The organism is Flavobacterium sp. (genome assembly GCF_052437795.1).
Lineage (GTDB): Bacteria > Bacteroidota > Bacteroidia > Flavobacteriales > Flavobacteriaceae > Flavobacterium.
The window spans coordinates 58,312-75,828 of record NZ_JBQVPA010000005.1 but is presented as its reverse complement, the minus strand read 5'-3'; the positions used below and the strand labels follow the sequence as shown (position 1 = coordinate 75,828).

General features: G+C 46.1%; 13 protein-coding genes. 7 read left to right on the top strand and 6 right to left on the bottom strand.

The genetic code is table 11. The annotated features are described in order from the left end of the window. The first annotated feature begins 124 nt into the window (after nt 1-124). From ACT6R0_RS15750 to ACT6R0_RS15740, 3 genes are all read left to right on the top strand, one after another. Entirely contained in the window at nt 125-1,477 is a 1,353-nt protein-coding gene (locus ACT6R0_RS15750) for an NAD-dependent succinate-semialdehyde dehydrogenase (RefSeq protein WP_444654616.1), read from the top strand. A 9-nt stretch (nt 1,478-1,486) separates the two neighbouring features. Further along, complete coding sequence (locus tag ACT6R0_RS15745; protein ID WP_444654615.1) at nt 1,487-1,663, top strand: hypothetical protein; 177 nt, start codon at nt 1,487-1,489, stop codon at nt 1,661-1,663. 99 nt (nt 1,664-1,762) lie between these two features. Further along, nucleotides 1,763-2,143, top strand: a complete 381-nt coding sequence (locus ACT6R0_RS15740) for a hypothetical protein (protein ID WP_444654614.1) — start codon at nt 1,763-1,765, stop codon at nt 2,141-2,143. Between the two features lie 78 nt (nt 2,144-2,221). Here the strand turns inward: ACT6R0_RS15740 and ACT6R0_RS15735 are convergent, their stop codons facing one another. The 4 genes from ACT6R0_RS15735 to uvrA all read right to left on the bottom strand — a co-directional run bounded on the left by ACT6R0_RS15735 (nt 2,222) and on the right by uvrA (nt 11,573). Continuing rightward, nucleotides 2,222-4,627, bottom strand: coding sequence for an alpha-ketoacid dehydrogenase subunit alpha/beta (locus ACT6R0_RS15735; RefSeq protein WP_444654613.1), 2,406 nt, complete (start codon nt 4,625-4,627; stop codon nt 2,222-2,224). A 244-nt stretch (nt 4,628-4,871) separates the two neighbouring features. Beyond that, nucleotides 4,872-7,685, bottom strand: a complete 2,814-nt coding sequence (locus ACT6R0_RS15730; RefSeq protein WP_444654612.1) for an aminopeptidase — start codon at nt 7,683-7,685, stop codon at nt 4,872-4,874. A 291-nt stretch (nt 7,686-7,976) separates the two neighbouring features. Further along, complete coding sequence (locus tag ACT6R0_RS15725; RefSeq protein ID WP_444654611.1) at nt 7,977-8,702, bottom strand: LOG family protein; 726 nt, start codon at nt 8,700-8,702, stop codon at nt 7,977-7,979. Nucleotides 8,703-8,735: 33 nt separating this feature from the next. Continuing rightward, on the bottom strand, nt 8,736-11,573 hold the full coding sequence (uvrA, locus tag ACT6R0_RS15720; RefSeq protein ID WP_444654610.1) for an excinuclease ABC subunit UvrA: 2,838 nt from the start codon (nt 11,571-11,573) through the stop codon (nt 8,736-8,738). 152 nt (nt 11,574-11,725) lie between these two features. On the opposite strand from uvrA, the gene ACT6R0_RS15715 reads away from it, so the two are divergent. After that, nucleotides 11,726-12,100: a hypothetical protein gene (locus ACT6R0_RS15715; protein ID WP_444654609.1), complete on the top strand. Its 375-nt coding sequence runs from the start codon at nt 11,726-11,728 to the stop codon at nt 12,098-12,100. Between the two features lie 362 nt (nt 12,101-12,462). Further along, complete coding sequence (locus tag ACT6R0_RS15710) at nt 12,463-12,858, top strand: hypothetical protein (protein WP_444654607.1); 396 nt, start codon at nt 12,463-12,465, stop codon at nt 12,856-12,858. A gap of 102 nt (nt 12,859-12,960) precedes the next feature. Here the strand turns inward: ACT6R0_RS15710 and ACT6R0_RS15705 are convergent, their stop codons facing one another. Together ACT6R0_RS15705 and ACT6R0_RS15700 are read right to left on the bottom strand one after the other, a co-directional pair. Beyond that, nucleotides 12,961-14,565, bottom strand: coding sequence for a class I SAM-dependent methyltransferase (locus tag ACT6R0_RS15705; protein ID WP_444654605.1), 1,605 nt, complete (start codon nt 14,563-14,565; stop codon nt 12,961-12,963). Between the two features lie 197 nt (nt 14,566-14,762). Then, a complete protein-coding gene (locus ACT6R0_RS15700) occupies nt 14,763-15,041 on the bottom strand; it encodes a hypothetical protein (RefSeq protein WP_444654604.1) in 279 nt (92 codons plus the stop codon). A 180-nt stretch (nt 15,042-15,221) separates the two neighbouring features. Between ACT6R0_RS15700 and ACT6R0_RS15695 the strand changes: the two genes are divergently transcribed. Next, nucleotides 15,222-16,466, top strand: a complete 1,245-nt coding sequence (locus ACT6R0_RS15695) for an HD domain-containing protein (RefSeq protein ID WP_444654603.1) — start codon at nt 15,222-15,224, stop codon at nt 16,464-16,466. Nucleotides 16,467-16,489: 23 nt separating this feature from the next. Next, nucleotides 16,490-17,515, top strand: a complete 1,026-nt coding sequence (lpxD, locus tag ACT6R0_RS15690) for a UDP-3-O-(3-hydroxymyristoyl)glucosamine N-acyltransferase (RefSeq protein ID WP_444654601.1) — start codon at nt 16,490-16,492, stop codon at nt 17,513-17,515. Nucleotides 17,516-17,517: the final 2 nt, after the last annotated feature.

The window sequence follows — 17,517 nt, the reverse complement described above, 5'->3', positions numbered from 1 at the left end:
TAATTGTTTATTGTTTATCAGTATTGTCGTTAATTAAAGATACTTTATTTTGGGGCAAAAGTAACTATTTTTAGTTTAAGAAATTGTGTTATTTTTATAACAGAATTTTAAACAAAAGTAGAAAATGTTTTTCACAACCAATCCTTTTAACAAATATTTTTTGTCAAAATACGATTATTTTTCTGAATCACAGGTAAATACGGTGCTTACAAGGGGTGATAACGCTTTTAAAGGATGGAGTGAACTACCAGTGGGTCAGAAGGTTGATTTTATTAAAACTTTAGTATTTGCATTAACAAAAAACCAACATTTATTGTCAGAAAAGTGTACTGTTGAGATGGGGAAACCCGTCGCGCAAAGCGTGGCAGAGGTAAAAAAATGTGCTCTTTTATGCCAGTACTACATTGATAACGCCGAACATTTTCTGCAACCTAAAACGATCGTTACCGATGCGGCAGTGAGTTATGCGAGATATGACCCGCTTGGTGTTATATTAGGTGTAATGCCATGGAATTTTCCTTACTGGCAGGTTTTTCGCTTTGCCATACCGGCTATTATTGCCGGGAACACGGTGGTAGTAAAGCATGCATCAAATGTTGCCGGTTGCGGGATATTGATCGAAGAACTTTTTAGGGAAGCAGGTTTTCCCGAGGGGATCTATTCGAACCTGCTCATTTCAGGTGAACAGGTAGAGGCTGTTATCAGCCATCCGATAGTTAAGGCAGTGTCACTTACCGGAAGTGAAAAGGCAGGCGCTGCGGTAGCCTCAGCGGCAGCAAAACAGATCAAGAAGGCAGTTTTAGAACTTGGCGGCAGCAATGCCTTCATTGTTTGCGAAGATGCTGACGTTGAAGATGCAATTGCTGTAGCTGTAAATGCAAGGATGCAGAATACCGGACAAAGCTGCATTGCTGCCAAGCGTTTTTTAGTTCATGACACTCTATACGATGTTTTCCTTGATGGTTTCAAAAAAGGAGTGGAAACGCTAAAGGCCGGCGACCCCATGGATGAGTCGACGCAAGTTGGTCCGATGGCGCGGGAGGACCTTGCCATTGAAATAGAAAAGCAGGTTGAAAAGTCGGTTGGAATGGGAGCTGAGATAATTACCGGAGGAAAGCGGAAGGATGCTTTTTATACACCTACAATATTAACAGGCGTTACAACTGATATGCCTGTATTTAGGGAAGAGGTTTTTGGCCCGGTTGCCGCGGTAACGACATTCAGTACTTTTGAAGAGGCCGTGCAGCTTAGCAATGCTACCGAATTTGGGCTTGGCGTTTCCATATTCACGAAGGATACCAAAGGCGTGGCTGCAAAAGCGCACCTTTTTAATGAAGGCGCCGTATTTATCAACGCGATGGTAAAGTCGGATCCCGCACTGCCATTCGGTGGCGTAAAGAACTCAGGCTTTGGACGTGAACTTGCAGAGGACGGGCTGAAAGAATTTGTGAATGTAAAAACTGTTTATATAAAATAACTGTCAGGTATGTTAGATAAAATTAAATACTTCGCCAAAGTTTCATCGATGGCTGTCATAACACTTTTAAAAATTTATGACCTGGCAGCAGCTACCCTCGTTATCAGTCTAACTATTGCTTTTATCTTCCTGCTCAATGAAGATGGCCCGGGTGCCGTCGCACCGCATGTGGGGGGAAAGCCCTGATTATTAGGAATAATAATAGCAAAGCCATGGGAAAGCCTGCTGATATTCCTTATATTTTGCTGCTCGGTGGTATTGGTTACGCTCGGCTATAAATATGTCGTGAGTAAAGTGATCCACCGGCTCGTAAGCGATAAAGCCGAACCACTGCTTTATCCGGTGTTAGATAAAGTGATCGAAAGGATGAGGACTACCGCTAACCACCGTGGCAGGGCCGTAGAAGTATACGCCGGCGAAAAATTGCGGATGCTGCAGGCTGTTAAAGACAGTTCTGAAAATGCATGGGTGCGGAGGGCATTGGGGTATGGACTTAGAAAGATCAAGATAACGGATGATGACCTTAAGGGTAATGTGGATGTGTACGAACTTTTAAAGCAAAGGGCGATCAGTGCGCTAAAGGAGGCCGTTGCTCCAAACAAAACCGTTCTGTGGGTACTGGTACTGTTACAGTTGGTATTTGCCGTTATAATTGCTTTTCTATAAAAGCTAAGCATATAGTAAAAAGAAGCCGCCCGATAGTTTCGGGCGGCTTTCATTTATGGCGTTAACCGTGGTGAAAACTTAATAAAGTTCGGGGAAGTCATTCGGTTTCACTTCGCTCATTATGCTGTATACTTTTTCAAAAATATCTTCGACAGACGGTTTCGAGAAATAGTCACCATCAGTTCCATACGATGGCCTGTGCGCTTTGGCGGTAAGCGTTTCCGGCTTGCTGTCTAAATGCTTGTAAGCGTTCTGCTCATCCAGTATCTGCTGTAGTATGAATGCCGACGCGCCACCCGGTACATCCTCATCTATCACAAGGAGCCTGTTGGTTTTAGCCACGCTCTTTACAATGTCGTGGTTTATGTCAAATGGCAATAGCGATTGCACATCGATGATCTCGGCATCAATGCCGACCTCCAACAGCTCTTTTGCGGCCTGCTCCACAAGGCGCAGCGTTGAGCCGTAAGATACTAATGTGATGTCCGAACCTCCTTTTATTGTTTCCACCACACCTATAGGGGTTTTGAATTCCCCAAGGTTAGTAGGCATTTTTTCCTTCAGGCGGTAACCGTTTAGGCATTCCACCACCAGTGCCGGTTCGTCAGTTTCTAATAATGTATTATAAAAACCTGCAGCCTTGGTCATGTTCCTTGGTACCAATACGTGTATGCCGCGGATGGCGTTAATGATCATGCCCATCGGTGAGCCCGAGTGCCATATTCCTTCCAGCCTGTGCCCGCGCGTGCGGATGATCAGCGGAGCTTTCTGCCTGCCCGCTGTCCTGTATTGCAGGGTGGCAAGGTCGTCGCTCATTATCTGGATGGCATATAACAGGTAATCAAGGTATTGTATCTCTGCAATAGGGCGTAAGCCGCGCATCGCCATCCCAATACCCTGTCCCAGTATAGTTGCTTCACGGATGCCCGCATCGCAGACGCGGAAGTCGCCGTATTTTTCCTGCATGCCTTCAAGGCCCTGGTTCACGTCGCCTATGTTGCCACAATCCTCACCAAAGACCATTGTCTCGGGGTGCTTTGCAAAAATAGCGTCGAAGTTGTTGCGCATTACCATGCGGCCATCGGCATCTTCGGCATTCTCGTCATATTGAGGGGCGACCTCTTTAACGGCAAATACATTTTTGTCCGACTGTGAGAACAGGTGCGAACTGAACTTCGGCTGTATCTTTTCGGTATAATCAGTGATCCATTGTGATAGTGCGCCCTTGCAGTCCTCCTTCGATACCATGCGCAATACTTTACGCGCAGTTATCAAAAGGTCTTTGCGTATTGGCTCCTTTATGGATGAAAGTTCATTTATGTATTTTTCGATGAATACTTTATTGGCACTTTGCGAAGCCACTGCGTTCAGCACGGCAACGAGTTCTTTCTGTTCCTCCTTAATAGGATCTACGTAAGCGGCCCAGGCAGCTTTCTTTCCTTCAAGCACATCTTTTTTAGCTTGTTCCTCTATCGCGACCAGAGCATCTTCGCCTGCAATGTTGTTCTCCAGCATCCACTTCCTCATTTGTGCAAGGCAGTCGTATTCTGTCTCCCATGCAAGGCGGTCAGTGTTTTTATAGCGCTCATGCGACCCGGAGGTTGAGTGTCCCTGCGGCTGTGTCAGTTGGTATACGTGGATGAGTACCGGAACGTGTTCGTTACGGGCAATTTCCGAAGCCCTTTCATAAGCTGAAACCAACTCAGGGTAATCCCATCCTTTTACTGTTATTATCTCATATCCTTTGGCATTTTCATCACGTTGGAAGCCTTTCAGTATCTCTGATATGTTTTCTTTTGTAGTCTGGTAGCGGGCGTGTACAGAGATGCCGTAATCGTCATCCCATACGCTCATAACCATCGGTACCTGCAGTACGCCTGCTGCATTGATGGTCTCAAAGAAAAGCCCTTCCGATGTACTGGCGTTTCCTATCGTACCCCAGGCCACCTCATTTCCATTAATTGAAAAGTTGGTCTTGTTCTCGATCCCCGTTACGTTGCGGTATATTTTAGAGGCCTGCGCCAATCCTAACAGCCTTGGCATTTGCCCGGCGGTAGGAGATATGTCGGCACTTGAGTTCTTCTGTTGCGTAAGGTTCTTCCAGTTACCATTCTCGTCAAGGCTGTGTGTGGCAAAGTGGCCACCCATCTGCCTGCCTGCCGACATAGGGTCATGCTCCAGGTCACTGTGGCCGTATAGCCCGGCAAAGAATTGTTGTATGTCGAGTTGGCCTATAGCCATCATGAAGGTCTGGTCGCGGTAGTAGCCCGAACGGAAGTCGCCATTTTTAAAGGCTTTCGCCATGGCAATCTGTGGCACTTCCTTACCATCGCCGAATATGCCGAATTTGGCTTTTCCGGTAAGCACTTCGCGGCGGCCCAGCAGGCTGCACTCACGACTCACTACGGCAAGCGTATAATCTTTGAGCACCTCGGCCCTGAAATCTTCGAAAGAAAGCGATCTTTTAGTTTCTGTCTCCGTCATAAAATTGGTGTTGTAAGGATACAAATGTAATTAAAAGAATGAGATAACATAAAAAGTGGATCGAAATTTGATTTCACTATTAATAATGAAAACAGAAATAACTGAGTGTTGAATGATATTTTTGCAGTGAAACAAAATAAAAATTACACATAGTACATTTATTTTGCGATCTTAAAGATATTTATGGTATTTAAAGAAAAGTAAAAGGGATGATAAAGACCTTCGCATATCGTGCTGACCCAAATCAGAACCATTTGCGCGTAAACAAATTAATAAGAGTACCCGGACTGATGGTTACCACAAAGCGTATCTTTTCGCTGTAGGCATCCGGCCCCCTGAAGGCCCATCCATTAGAAGAGTATACCGGGAAATACAGTTCGAAATAGTCAGGTACGAGGTTCAGGCGTATGCCGCTGTCGTATACAAACCGGGCGCCGTCAAAATGGTTTTTGAAAAGTCCGGCATCGCCATATACCTCCACCCAGTTCCAGATATTGAAACTACCGTTCACCGTGGTCATCCATTGGTTGGCGTAGCGGTCTTCGAACTTCGATTTAAAGCCGCCTTCTGCCATGATGAATTGCTGGCTGAACAATCCGGTAGTTTCCGAACGCCCGTAGAAGTTGTAGTCGAACATGTAATCGGTTGGCCTGTCGAGCGCAAAGCTGAAGAATTCCGATGAAGTGCTGCGGTACAGGAATGTTCCCGCGAACAGCCTTAGGTTGATCTGCCTGTTGTCGTTGAAAAGCCTCCGGAATTGTATCTCTCCTGACAATTTCCCGAATTGTCCGGCTAATTGAAGGTCAGTAAAGAAATTATAGTGGCGTGTGATCTCCGACTCAAATTTGCTATAGCGTGCGTTGAATACCGAATAGTTTTCGGTTTGGTCGGTAGTGGCTACATATTTCGAATCCTCCCTGTTGACCAATACCTGGCGAAGCATTATCGTTTGCCTTTTGTTCTCCCGGTAGTCTTCCTCGCGTATGCGTAGCTGCACAGACGGGGTGAATTTTATATAGCGTGCATCAGGTGCATAATGGAACGTCGAGCCGCCTACAGCATAACGGATATTGAACAGCTCCTGCTCGCGTATATATTGGTTGTACATCATCGAGAACGAGCCTATCAGTTGCCCGGTTTTGATAGAGTACACCGGGTTAAGGTCGAAAATGAACGGCTTATCCAGCATCGACTTGTTATGGAAACGCAGTCCGGGCGATATACCGTCATACAGGTTAAAAATGAAGCTCGGCACATAAAAAAGCTGATTGTACCTGGGGTCTTCAATATCCTGGAAGAGGGTGAATTTATAAGGCTTGTCATTTGGCCACAATCCGCCCAGCCTGTACCAGTTGTTACGTCGGTTAAACTCCGGGATCTCATTGTTGTAGTTAATGGCCAGCCTGTCGGCATCCTGCCTGGCAAAGGTAAACGTACACGTACTGTCGGTGCTGATATTTTCCAGCCATTGCTTAAATACCACATTGCCTTTTTTGATCCCATAAACTGATACAGGCACATTGGTACCTGTAACATTTTTTATGGTCACAGTGATCGAATCTTTGGTGCGGTCTACATCGCCAAATTTATAGTCGATAAGCTTGCGGCTGTCCACAACGGTCTCAAAAAACCAATCAATATTCTTGTCCGTTCTCGATCTCAGGATGGTTTCAAGGTCCTTTCGGTCGGTTTCCGCCTGAATTGTGTTCAGTTTGTAAAATTCCGCAATTGAATGCTCTACGGCATCATTACACAGATAATCATCTAAATAGGCAATGCCAAGCCCGGCCTTGTATTTTCCCGCGATCTGCTCGTTGAATTTAATGAACGTGTCCTTGGGTTCGCCTATGGGCTGGTCGAGGTTCTTCCGTGCCATCAGCAGCCACAGGTAGCTGTACTGCTCGTTGAATTGTATGTTGAACAGATTGTGCCCCTTCAGGATGCCTACATTCGACAGTGTACCCATCATCGTCTGGTCGGGGTGGTACCGGTCCATATACTTTATCATCAGCTGCATCTGGATGGCATCGTATATCCAGTTATCTTTTCTTGGGTCGAGCCTCAGCGTATTTTTAAGGTAAATGTCCAGATAGATCTTCAGGAAGCGCAACTCATAAATGGTCGCGTCCGGAAAAGGCCTCAGGAAGGAGGGGAGCTGATTAAGCCCATACACAGGGTTACGGTCGTATTGTGCCTGTGTGATCAGTATTTTGCCATGAGGATAAGGACCAAGATTTTCGGCGGTAAATTGCACGATATCGCTGATCAGCGCTGCCCTCTGAATATCCGGCACGCCATTGTTCTTCAGGTTGGTGCTTACTTCCGCAAGGCTGCCGGAATGGATCTCAAAAGTGTTTTTCTTTTCCAGTGCCAGCATGAAGCCCATTCGCGCTTTTCCTATGAAGTAATATTCCTGCCGGTCGCCTTTATCAACTTTGTTGCCCTGATAAAGTTCACAGGCTACAAATGTGCCTTTAGGTACGGTCAGTGTCAGTTCGTGATCGGAAAGCGAATTGGCAATGTCATCCAGGTTCTCGTTGCTGTAGCGCACGAATTTATCACCTTCCAGTCTTGCAGGCGCCAGGTACCAGTCCTTTAGCATGAAGCTGCCATTGTTGTCAAAGCCGTATTTTGTAAAGCGGTCATTGGGGACCTTTACCAAATATTCAAAAGTAAAGCTTACCGTACGGCCGGGATAAATGGGGTTGGCTAACTGCAGTTCTACCAGGTCTGGATGGCCCTTGGGGCGCTTCCAGTTCAGGGCGCGGTTGTTGTTGTCTGTTACAGATGTTATCGTAGTGCTACCGCGGTCGTTATCCTTTGCCAGGTGGAAGGCGCGGATGTATTCGTCAGAAAAGCGTTTCGCCAGTGGTGTTTCCTTACCGGAATATGCATTATTCCAGTCGTTGAGTATGAACTCATGCAGGGTATCAGCGGATGTGTTGCGGAACACGATCTCCTGCCGGACCGTAATTGTTTTGGCCTCAAAGTCCACCTCTGCGAGCAGGCGGTTTTGATGCTGGGCATGCAAAAAGCCTGAAAACAGTAATAAAAGCAATAGGTAAGACTTTGTAAACTTCACGTTATAGATTACGGTATTTGTTGCTGCATGGATTTGTTAGGCGTATATAACTTTTTTAAAGATGTAAAATTGTGCGCTGGGTTGCTTTTTGGAGTGTTAAAAGGACAACACTGTCCGAAAATAGTTTAACCACATAGGTACATACTTTCCATAGTTTTTGAGTTTAGGGATCATAATGTCACATAGAATGAAGCAACGCTTCACTTTGTGCTGCTATAAAATCCTTGCGGTCAATTTATGCCTATGTATCTATGTGGTTAATACACATTAGAAATTCGGGCTCAGGCTGTATTTCTTGTAGAAGGTATCAATAACCTCCAGCACCTCATCCTCTGTGTCTACTATCTTTATCAGCTTCAGGTCGTCCGGGCTGGCATTGTGGTAACGCTCGATCATTACGGTAGTGATCCAGTCCATCAGTCCTCCCCAAAATTCACGCCCAACAAGAATGATCGGGAACTTTGCTATTTTTTTCGTCTGGATGAGCGTGATCGCCTCGAACATCTCGTCCAGGGTACCGAAACCGCCCGGCATTACGACAAATCCCTGAGAATATTTCACGAACATTACTTTCCTTACAAAGAAGTAATCAAAGTTCAGGTTCTTGTCATGGTCGATGTACGGGTTGAAATGTTGCTCGAACGGAAGCTCGATGTTAAGCCCCACCGACGGGCCTGCACCACGGCTTGCGCCTTTGTTCCCGGCCTCCATGATACCCGGGCCACCGCCTGTGATCACACCATAACCGGCATTTGCGATCTTCTCGGCGATCTTCTCTGCCAGCAGGTAGTATTTGTCATCGGGCTTGGTACGGGCCGAACCGAATATCGATACCGACGGGCCAATTTTTGCCATGGTATCAAAACCGTTCACGAACTCTGCCATGATCTTGAAGATCGCCCACGAGTCATTGCTCCGGATCTCATTCCAAGGCTTTTGCTTCAGCCCTTCGTGGATCCATTCGTCTTCACTGTTATATTTTTCTTTTGCCATAATTATCGTCTTAAAATTTTAAACAAACGGCGCCTAAGATAGTTCTTTTTTCAGGAAATGCGCCGTATAGCTTTTTTTGTTTTTCGCCACTTCTTCGGGTGTTCCTTTCGCAACAAGCTGTCCTCCGCCTTTACCACCCTCATAGCCAATGTCTAAGATGTAGTCGGCGAGTTTGATCACATCCATATTATGCTCTATGATCAGTACAGTATTTCCTTTGTCCACAAGCTTGTTAATGACCTCCATCAGTACACGGATGTCCTCAAAGTGAAGTCCGGTCGTTGGTTCATCGAGTATGTAGAAGGTATTTCCTGTATCTTTTTTTGACAGTTCCGATGCCAGTTTGATACGCTGTGCCTCGCCACCGGAAAGCGTTGTGCTTTGCTGCCCCAGCGTGATGTAGCCCAGTCCAACGTCCTGTATCGTTTTAATTTTACGGTATATCTTGGGGATATTCTCAAAGAACGGCACCGCATCATCAACCGTCATGTCCAGCACGTCCGAAATGGACTTGCCCTTGTAGCGTATCTCCAGCGTTTCGCGGTTAAAGCGCTTGCCCTGGCAGGTTTCGCACTCCACATATACGTCCGGCAGGAAGTTCATCTCAATGACGCGCAAACCTGAGCCCTCGCAGGTTTCGCAGCGCCCGCCGCTTACGTTGAAGCTGAACCTTCCCGGTTTATAGCCGCGTATCATGGCCTCCGGCGTTTGCGTGAACAGGGAGCGTATCTCACTGAATACATCAGTGTATGTTGCAGGGTTGGAACGTGGCGTGCGCCCAATAGGCGACTGGTCGATGTCGATCACCTTGTCGATATGCTCCAGGCCTTCGATCTTTTTGTATGGTGCGGGTTTCTTTACGCCATTGAAGAAATGCGCGTTAAGTATAGGGTAGAGTGTCTCGTTGATCAGTGTCGATTTCCCCGAACCCGACACACCCGTAACGCATATCATTTTGCCCAAAGGCAATTCAATGGAAACGTTTTTGAGGTTGTTGCCGGTAGCGCCTGTCAGCTTCAGCAACTTGCCATTACCTTCGCGGCGTTTTTTGGGTACCGCGATCTCTTTTTCGCCGTTTAGGTAGGCCGCCGTAAGCGTATGTTCTTTCAGGAGTTCTGCGGGTGTTCCCTTGCTGACGATCTGCCCGCCGAAACGCCCTGCTGCCGGGCCTATGTCAATCACGTAATCAGCGCGCTCTATCATGTCCTTGTCGTGTTCTACCACAATTACCGAGTTGCCTATGTCGCGCAGTTGTTCTAATGATTTGATGAGTTTTTCATTATCCCTTTGGTGCAGGCCGATGCTCGGCTCATCCAAAATATACAGTACGCCCACAAGCTGCGATCCTATCTGTGTGGCCAGCCGGATGCGCTGTGCCTCACCACCCGAAAGCGTGCGCGAACTGCGGCTAAGAGATAGGTAGTTCAGGCCAACATCCACCAAAAAGCTAAGGCGTGCCTTGATCTCTTTTACGATCTCCGAAGCAATGGCCTTCTGCTTTTCAGAAAGGTTGTCGTTCAGGTTCTCGAACCATTCGGCAAGGTCGGATATGTCCATGGCCGAAAGTTCGGCGATGTTCTGCCCGTTCACCTTGAAGTAGAGCGATTCCTTTTTCAGCCTCGAACCGTGGCAAACGGGACATTCCACCTCGTCCATGAAATCCTTGGCCCAGCGCTTTATGGAGGCCGAACCGCTCTCGTCGTGCTGGTTCTTGATGAAGTTGGAGATGCCTTCAAAATCGATCTTATATTCGCGGTTCACCCCAAGTGTTTTGGAGGAGACCGTGAACTTTTCCTTCCCGCCGTTGAGTATCATCTCCATCGCTTCCGCAGAAATTTTCTCTATAGGGTCAGTATTCTTAAAATCGAATTTCTCGCCGATGGTCTCCAGCTGCTTGAATATCCAGGAACTTTTATATTCGCCAAGCGGCGCAAACCCGCCCTGCTTGATGGACAGTTTCGGGTTCGGGATTATTTTTTTAAGGTTGATCTCATTGATGACACCCAGTCCGTTGCAGTAGTCGCACGCGCCCTTAGGCGAGTTGAATGAAAAGTTGTTCGGTTCCGGGTTGGGGTAGGAGATGCCCGATGACGGGCACATAAGGTTACGGCTGTAGTAGCGCGCCTCGCCGCTTTCGTGCTCAATGACCATCATCACGTCCTCGCCGTGGTACATGGCGGTCTTAATGCTGTTGGCCAGACGGGTGTCGGTTTCGGGAGTGGTATCCACCGCCATGCGGTCGATCACCGTTTCAATGTCGTGGACCTTGTAGCGGTCCAACTTCATGCCGCTCTCAATGTCCTTTATTTCGCCGTCCACGCGCACCTTCAGAAAGCCCTGCTTGGAGATCTGTTCGAACAGCTCGCGGTAATGGCCCTTACGCGAACGCACGATCGGTGCCAGTATCGTAATGCGCTTGCCGTCGAACTTCTCTACGATGAGTTCCTTTATCTGCTCGTCGGTATAGCTCACCATCTTTTCGCCGGTGTTGTAGCTGTAGGCATCGGCGCCACGGGCATACAGCAGGCGCAGGAAGTCGTAGATCTCGGTAATGGTGCCTACGGTCGAGCGCGGGCTTTTGCCGGTCGTTTTCTGCTCGATGGCGATAACGGGCGAGAGTCCGTCGATCTTGTCCACATCCGGGCGCTCCAGGCCACCCAGGAACTGGCGTGCGTAGGCCGAGAACGTCTCGATGTAGCGACGCTGCCCTTCGGCATAAATGGTGTCGAACGCGAGCGACGATTTCCCCGAGCCAGAAAGCCCGGTAATGACTACAAGCTTTTCACGCGGAATGGTAACGTCTATGTTCTTGAGGTTGTGGGCACGGGCGCCCAACACTTCTATATTTTCTGAAAAATCGGTATCTGGCATAGCATTTTTGTGCAAACCGCAAAGCTACTGATTTTTGGGGAGAGTTTAGGTGGGGGCGGAGGATAAGGGAATGTTAAAATAAAGTTTTGAATTGTATAAATTTAATTAAGATAATAAAATTTTTATACTTTTAAATTGGTTAATATTATATTATGAATTTAACATCTGCATTTCCTGAAGTTGAAATTTTTTTCAGCAATGAAAGTTTTAATGATAGAGAACTTTTGTCTTTTCTTACTGATATAGATAAAACATATCAGGATAAAAAAGATAGAAGATATATTCATGGACTAATTGCATTAAAAATTATGCAATATGAAACGTTTTCCAAAGAGGAGACTAAGGCCGAAAATATTGTAAAGAAATTTAAACCAATAAAGATAAAAAACAATTTAAATTCGAATCATCATCCAATGCTATCGTATCTTAGAAATTTTAGCATTGAAAATATTGCAAATAGTCTTGAAATAAGAGTTGAACGATTATTAAATCTATTGCAGCAGAAACAAATATTTAAGCAGTCCTAGTGATTTATTGTCTGCTGAGGAATTTATATGTACAGAAAATATGCTGAGTAGTTTCCTCCATGCTCTTGAAAGAAAAGGGAAAATGTCAGAACAAGCAAAAAGAATTAGACATACTAATTTTCAAAAATCATTACAAAAAGGTGACGATGTTTACTCTAAGATTCTTGCCTATGGAGGTACTGGAAAGTTAATCTATATTAGAAAAAAGTAATATTAATATATGAAATTAAATTATTTTTAATAATCTCCAAGATCACAACTAGCTTGAGGTGTAATCAAATATAATCCTGAAAGCAAAATAGCGCAATAGCATTGACACACCATGTTGCTCGTAAGGTAAAAGGAGGACATATTAGAATGCAATGACATACAACTACAATACCCCCCAAAACGCCATCCTTTCCTTAGAATCCGCATATAATAATAGAGATATGGAGGCGATAATAAATTCAAAAGACTTCATTGCTGAGGCAAAGATAATTTTAGATAAGGTCTCTCTTGGTTTTGAGCCAAATGACGAAGAACTGATTTCTGAAACAGCTGAGTTATTAAAACTTTCATTGATCAGGTCGATACAGGAAAACGGCTTTCCGAATTTCGAGGGAGTAGAAGTTGAGTTTTCCGAAATTTCTAAAGCTGATGGTGATCTGTTTTATTTAAATGAAAAAGTAACGTACCCTGACGGGACTTTTTACTATAACAAAATATTTTTGACTTTTGATGGTTCCGAGTGGAAGATTGCTACGATTGAGGAATAAAGATTGCCGCGCTCCGTTCCTCCGCTCGCAATGACAGCTTCACTCATGCCTGAAAATCCGCGACCATCCGCCCAATCCGCGTCATCCGTGTTCCGAAAAATATCACTCCCCCTTCAATAAATTAATACTCACCGTAGCCGTATCGGCATCAGGGAAGCGCCTGAAGATGGCCGGGTCGGGGAACAGGCCTGCCTCGGCGGCAACGCGATTGAAGACATCGATCTCGACAATGTACTGGTCGGAGAAGCCGTGGGTGGCATCATAGGCAGTGGCGGGGGTGCGGCCAAGGTTGGCGGCGGTAAGTTTTGGGTCGATAGTATGCAGCTCGATCAGCAGGAGGCCGAACTTTCGCACATACGGCGACCATTTTTGCAAATGTTCCAGCAGGTTATCTTCTACAAGGTTGTTGCTGATGCGCCTGCCCCTGTACGCGAACGCCCCGGTCGACTGGCTTACCCTGCTTTCGCTAAAGTTCTTTGGGTCTTCCCAAATGCGGTTGTGATCCAGGAACGTGCGCACGTTCAGCAGATCCTTTAGGTCGATGTTGTAGTTTTCCATCAGGTCATCCGACAGCAGGTCCGGACGGCCAATGTCGCCCCAGATCACTTTCGCCCATATATCGGCCTTGATGAGGTTGGCGCGGGTCACTTTCAATGCCGCCTGGTTATAATCGGCACCCACAAGGAACAGCGGATACTCGTCAAGCATCTTGCCACGGAGGGTTTGCCTGTCGATCACCTCAAAAATGTGCTGCAGGAAAGCCCCGTTGCCGCAGCCCATGTCGAGTATGCCTTTGGGCTGCTGCTCGATGGGTAGGTTGAACAATCTTACAAGGATCTCATCGATGACTTTAAAATAGGTATCGTGCGCTCCGCCGCTTCCCCATACGTTCATTTCGCGGTCTACGTGTATCTCGTTCTCGCCATCGGCAACCATGCGCAGGGCTGCCGGGTCGCCGAACATAAGTTCTTCGATCCGGGCAAATGTAGGCAGATAAGAGACCGTAACGCCATATGCGCTCGCTCGCCGGGCATAGAACAATCCCGTTTCAGTAAACTGGTAATTGCCGTTCTTTTCCAAAAACCATCCAAGATGCACAAAAAAATCGAGTATCTTCTTGAAATTCTCAGGGCTTTTGTGGAACTCCTCCGGACTGAACGAGGTTTCCATGAAATACTTATGGAACATCCCGTTCATGGCCAGCCGTACGACCGTTGGCCCTATGAGGTAACCTTCGACATGCTTTAAGACCTGATGCTGTAGCGTATTGATAAGGCTGTCTTCCGAAAAGTCAATGCCGTAATTTTTTTTATACTTCTCAAAAATGAGGTTAAGCTTTTCGAACGGGGCGTCCTCGAACAACCGTGGGTGGAATTGCGTGGAGAATTGCAGCAGGTCGACCACATCTTCGTATAAATAGAACAGTGAAAAGGCAGTATCCGTTTTTTCATTGACCGAAATGGTGATCTCCTGTGTGGCATTATCCACTTCATAATTTATAAATCCCTGCGATGCCAGCACCCTCAGACCTACATTGAGGTAGCCTTCATTGGATCCGTAAGCTGTTAGTTCAGACAGATGTAGCTTTTTTTCCTTCAGTATGTGGTCACAAATGCCTTTATTCTTCAGTGCTATTGCTACCGGTGCAACGGCTAATCCGTCGAGGTGCCTGAAAATAGAACTGCGGAGTTGGGATCTGTCTGTCATGGTCTTGAGAGTGTTTGTTTCTCAAAAATAAGGATTATTCTTAAGTCCACACCGGCAGATGTTGGCTAAATTCCTTTTTTAGAAGGAGGAAGGTAGGGGCGCGAAGTACTCCTTTGGGCAACGGCTAATAAAAAAAGCCCTGCAAATTCCTTTGCAAGGCTCTCCTTCAATAACCTAAGTAACAAAAAATAACGTTATTATTGTTCTCCGACAGTTGTTGAAGTTTTCTTAGGCAGTATTTTATCATTATCTGTGCTTGTGACTTTTGTGCTCTCCTCACGCTTTTGCTTTTCCAGTTGGGCATGACGCTCTTTTTCCAGCTTTTTACGCTGCTCAATTGCTGCCTTTTCATCATTTTTTACCTGCTGGTGGGTGATGACAGGCTGTATGCGCTGGGTCACGTCCTGCTTTTCCTGGGCAATTGCCAGTGCCGTAAAGGCAAGGAACGCTGCGGATGTGACTAATAGCTTTTTCATAGCGTCATTTGTTTGTTTAGTAAAATTAGGCGATCTTTATGTAATGTCTATCTATTAATCAATTGATTAACCTCATTTTAACGCCTATTAATAATTTAAGTTAACTATCCTTACGGGTATTGTTAAAAATCCTCGCTACGCGCGGGGTTAATTACTATCTTTGCCATAAATTGCCTTCCTGTGAGCGAGATCAACAAGCTTAAAATACTCAACGACCCTATTTACGGGTTCATATCCATAACCAATCCGCTGGTATACGACCTTATCCAGCACCCTTATTTTCAACGCCTGCGCCGCATTTCGCAAATGGGATTGTCCTACCTGGTCTATCCCGGTGCGCACCACACGCGTTTCCACCATGCTTTGGGCTGCATGCACATCATGCAGCGTACGGTACAGGTGCTAAAATTCAAGGGTATAGAAATATCACAGGAAGAAGAGACCGCGCTCGACATTGCCATATTGCTCCACGACATTGGCCACGGTCCATTCTCCCACGCCATGGAGCGCAGCATTGTAGAGAATGTGCACCACGAGTCGATATCGCTATTGTTCATGGACAGGCTAAATGAGGAATTTGGCGGAAAGCTGGACCTTGCCATAAAGATATTCAGAGGTGAATATGACAGGAAGTTCATGCTGCAGCTCATTTCGAGCCAGCTGGACATGGACAGGATGGATTACCTGAAGCGGGACAGCTTTTACAGCGGTGTTGCCGAGGGCAACATCAACAGCGAGCGCCTGATACAAATGTTCAACGTGCATAACGATACACTGGTGATCGAGGAAAAGGGGATCTATTCGGTAGAGAAATTCCTTGTGGCGCGCAGGCTTATGTACTGGCAGTGCTACCTGCATAAAACAAGTGTTGCGGCAGAACTTATCCTTACTAAAATACTAAAGCGTGCCAAAGAGCTTACGCAAAAAGGGGAGCATTTGGGAGCCAGCACGCCATTGCAGTTCTTCCTTGAGAATAAGATAAGCCTGGAGGACTTTAATGATGATGTCCTCAGGAAATTCTCTTATCTGGACGATTTCGATATTATGTGTGCCATCAAGTCATGGCAGTTCCACAATGACCATGTGCTGAGCGAACTGAGCCGCATGATCATTAACCGCGACCTTTTAAAAATAAAAATGCGTGCTGAAAAAGTAGATAAGGCACAGGTGGAAGTATTGCGAGAGCAGCTGATCACGAAGCTGGGTATTACGGATAAGGAGGCGGAGTACTTTGTATTTAAAGGAAAGATAAAGAACCAGGCCTATAATAAGACCGGCGAGCCGATACATATACTGAAAAAAGACAAGACCATTGAGGATGTGGTAGAAGCTTCTGACCAGCTGAACCTGAAAGCACTCTCAAAGCCCGTGACCAAGTATTACCTGTGTTTTCCAAAAGTACTTTTGGAAGAAGCGGCAATTTAATTTAATTTTATATTTTTGTCGGGATGAAATTTACAGCAGAACAGATAGCAGGCATACTGGAAGGCGATGTTGTGGGTGATCCGCAGGCAGAAGTCTATAAGTTGTCCAAGATAGAGGAAGGCACCGATGGGTCGCTTACCTTTTTGGCCAACCCCAAATACCTGCCCTATATATATTCCACACAGGCGACCATTACCATTGTGAACAGGTCCTTTGAGCCTGAGAACGGCCTTACCACTACACTTATCAAGGTGGATGATGCCTACCAGTCCTTCTCAAAATTACTGGAGTACTACAACCAGGTCAAGCTGATGAAGAGCGGTATCGAGCAGCCATCGGTTATTTCCGAAGGCGCTACCTATGGCGACGGGCTCTACCTTGGCAGCTTTTGCTACATTGGAAAGAATGTAAAAATTGGCGAGAACGTAAAAATATACCCTAATACTTTTGTGGGCGATAATGTGGTCATTGGTGACAATACCATATTGTTTGCCGGCGTACGTGTATATTCTGAAACCGAAATAGGCAACAACTGCACGATACATTCCGGCTCTATCATTGGGTCGGACGGTTTTGGCTTTGCGCCGAACGAGGACGGGTCGTATACCAAGATACCACAGATAGGCAACGTGATCATTGAGGATAACGTTGATATTGGCTCGTGTACAACAGTGGACAGGGCCACAATGGGTTCGACCATCATCAAGAAAGGCGTTAAGCTTGACAACCAGATACAGATAGCCCATAATGTAACCATAGGTGAAAATACAGTAATTGCTTCGCAAACCGGTGTGGCAGGGTCTACCAAGATCGGGAAGAACTGTGTCATTGGCGGGCAGGTGGGTATTGTCGGGCACATTACAATAGGCAATAATGTACGCATCCAGGCGCAATCGGGTGTGGGTAAAAGCATTCCTGATGGCGAGATTATTCAGGGAAGCCCGGCACTGGCGTACAACGACTTCAATAAATCCTATGTGCACTTTAGGAATTTCCCTAAGATCGTATCGGACATTGAAGATATCAAACAGAAAATAAACAAACAATAAAC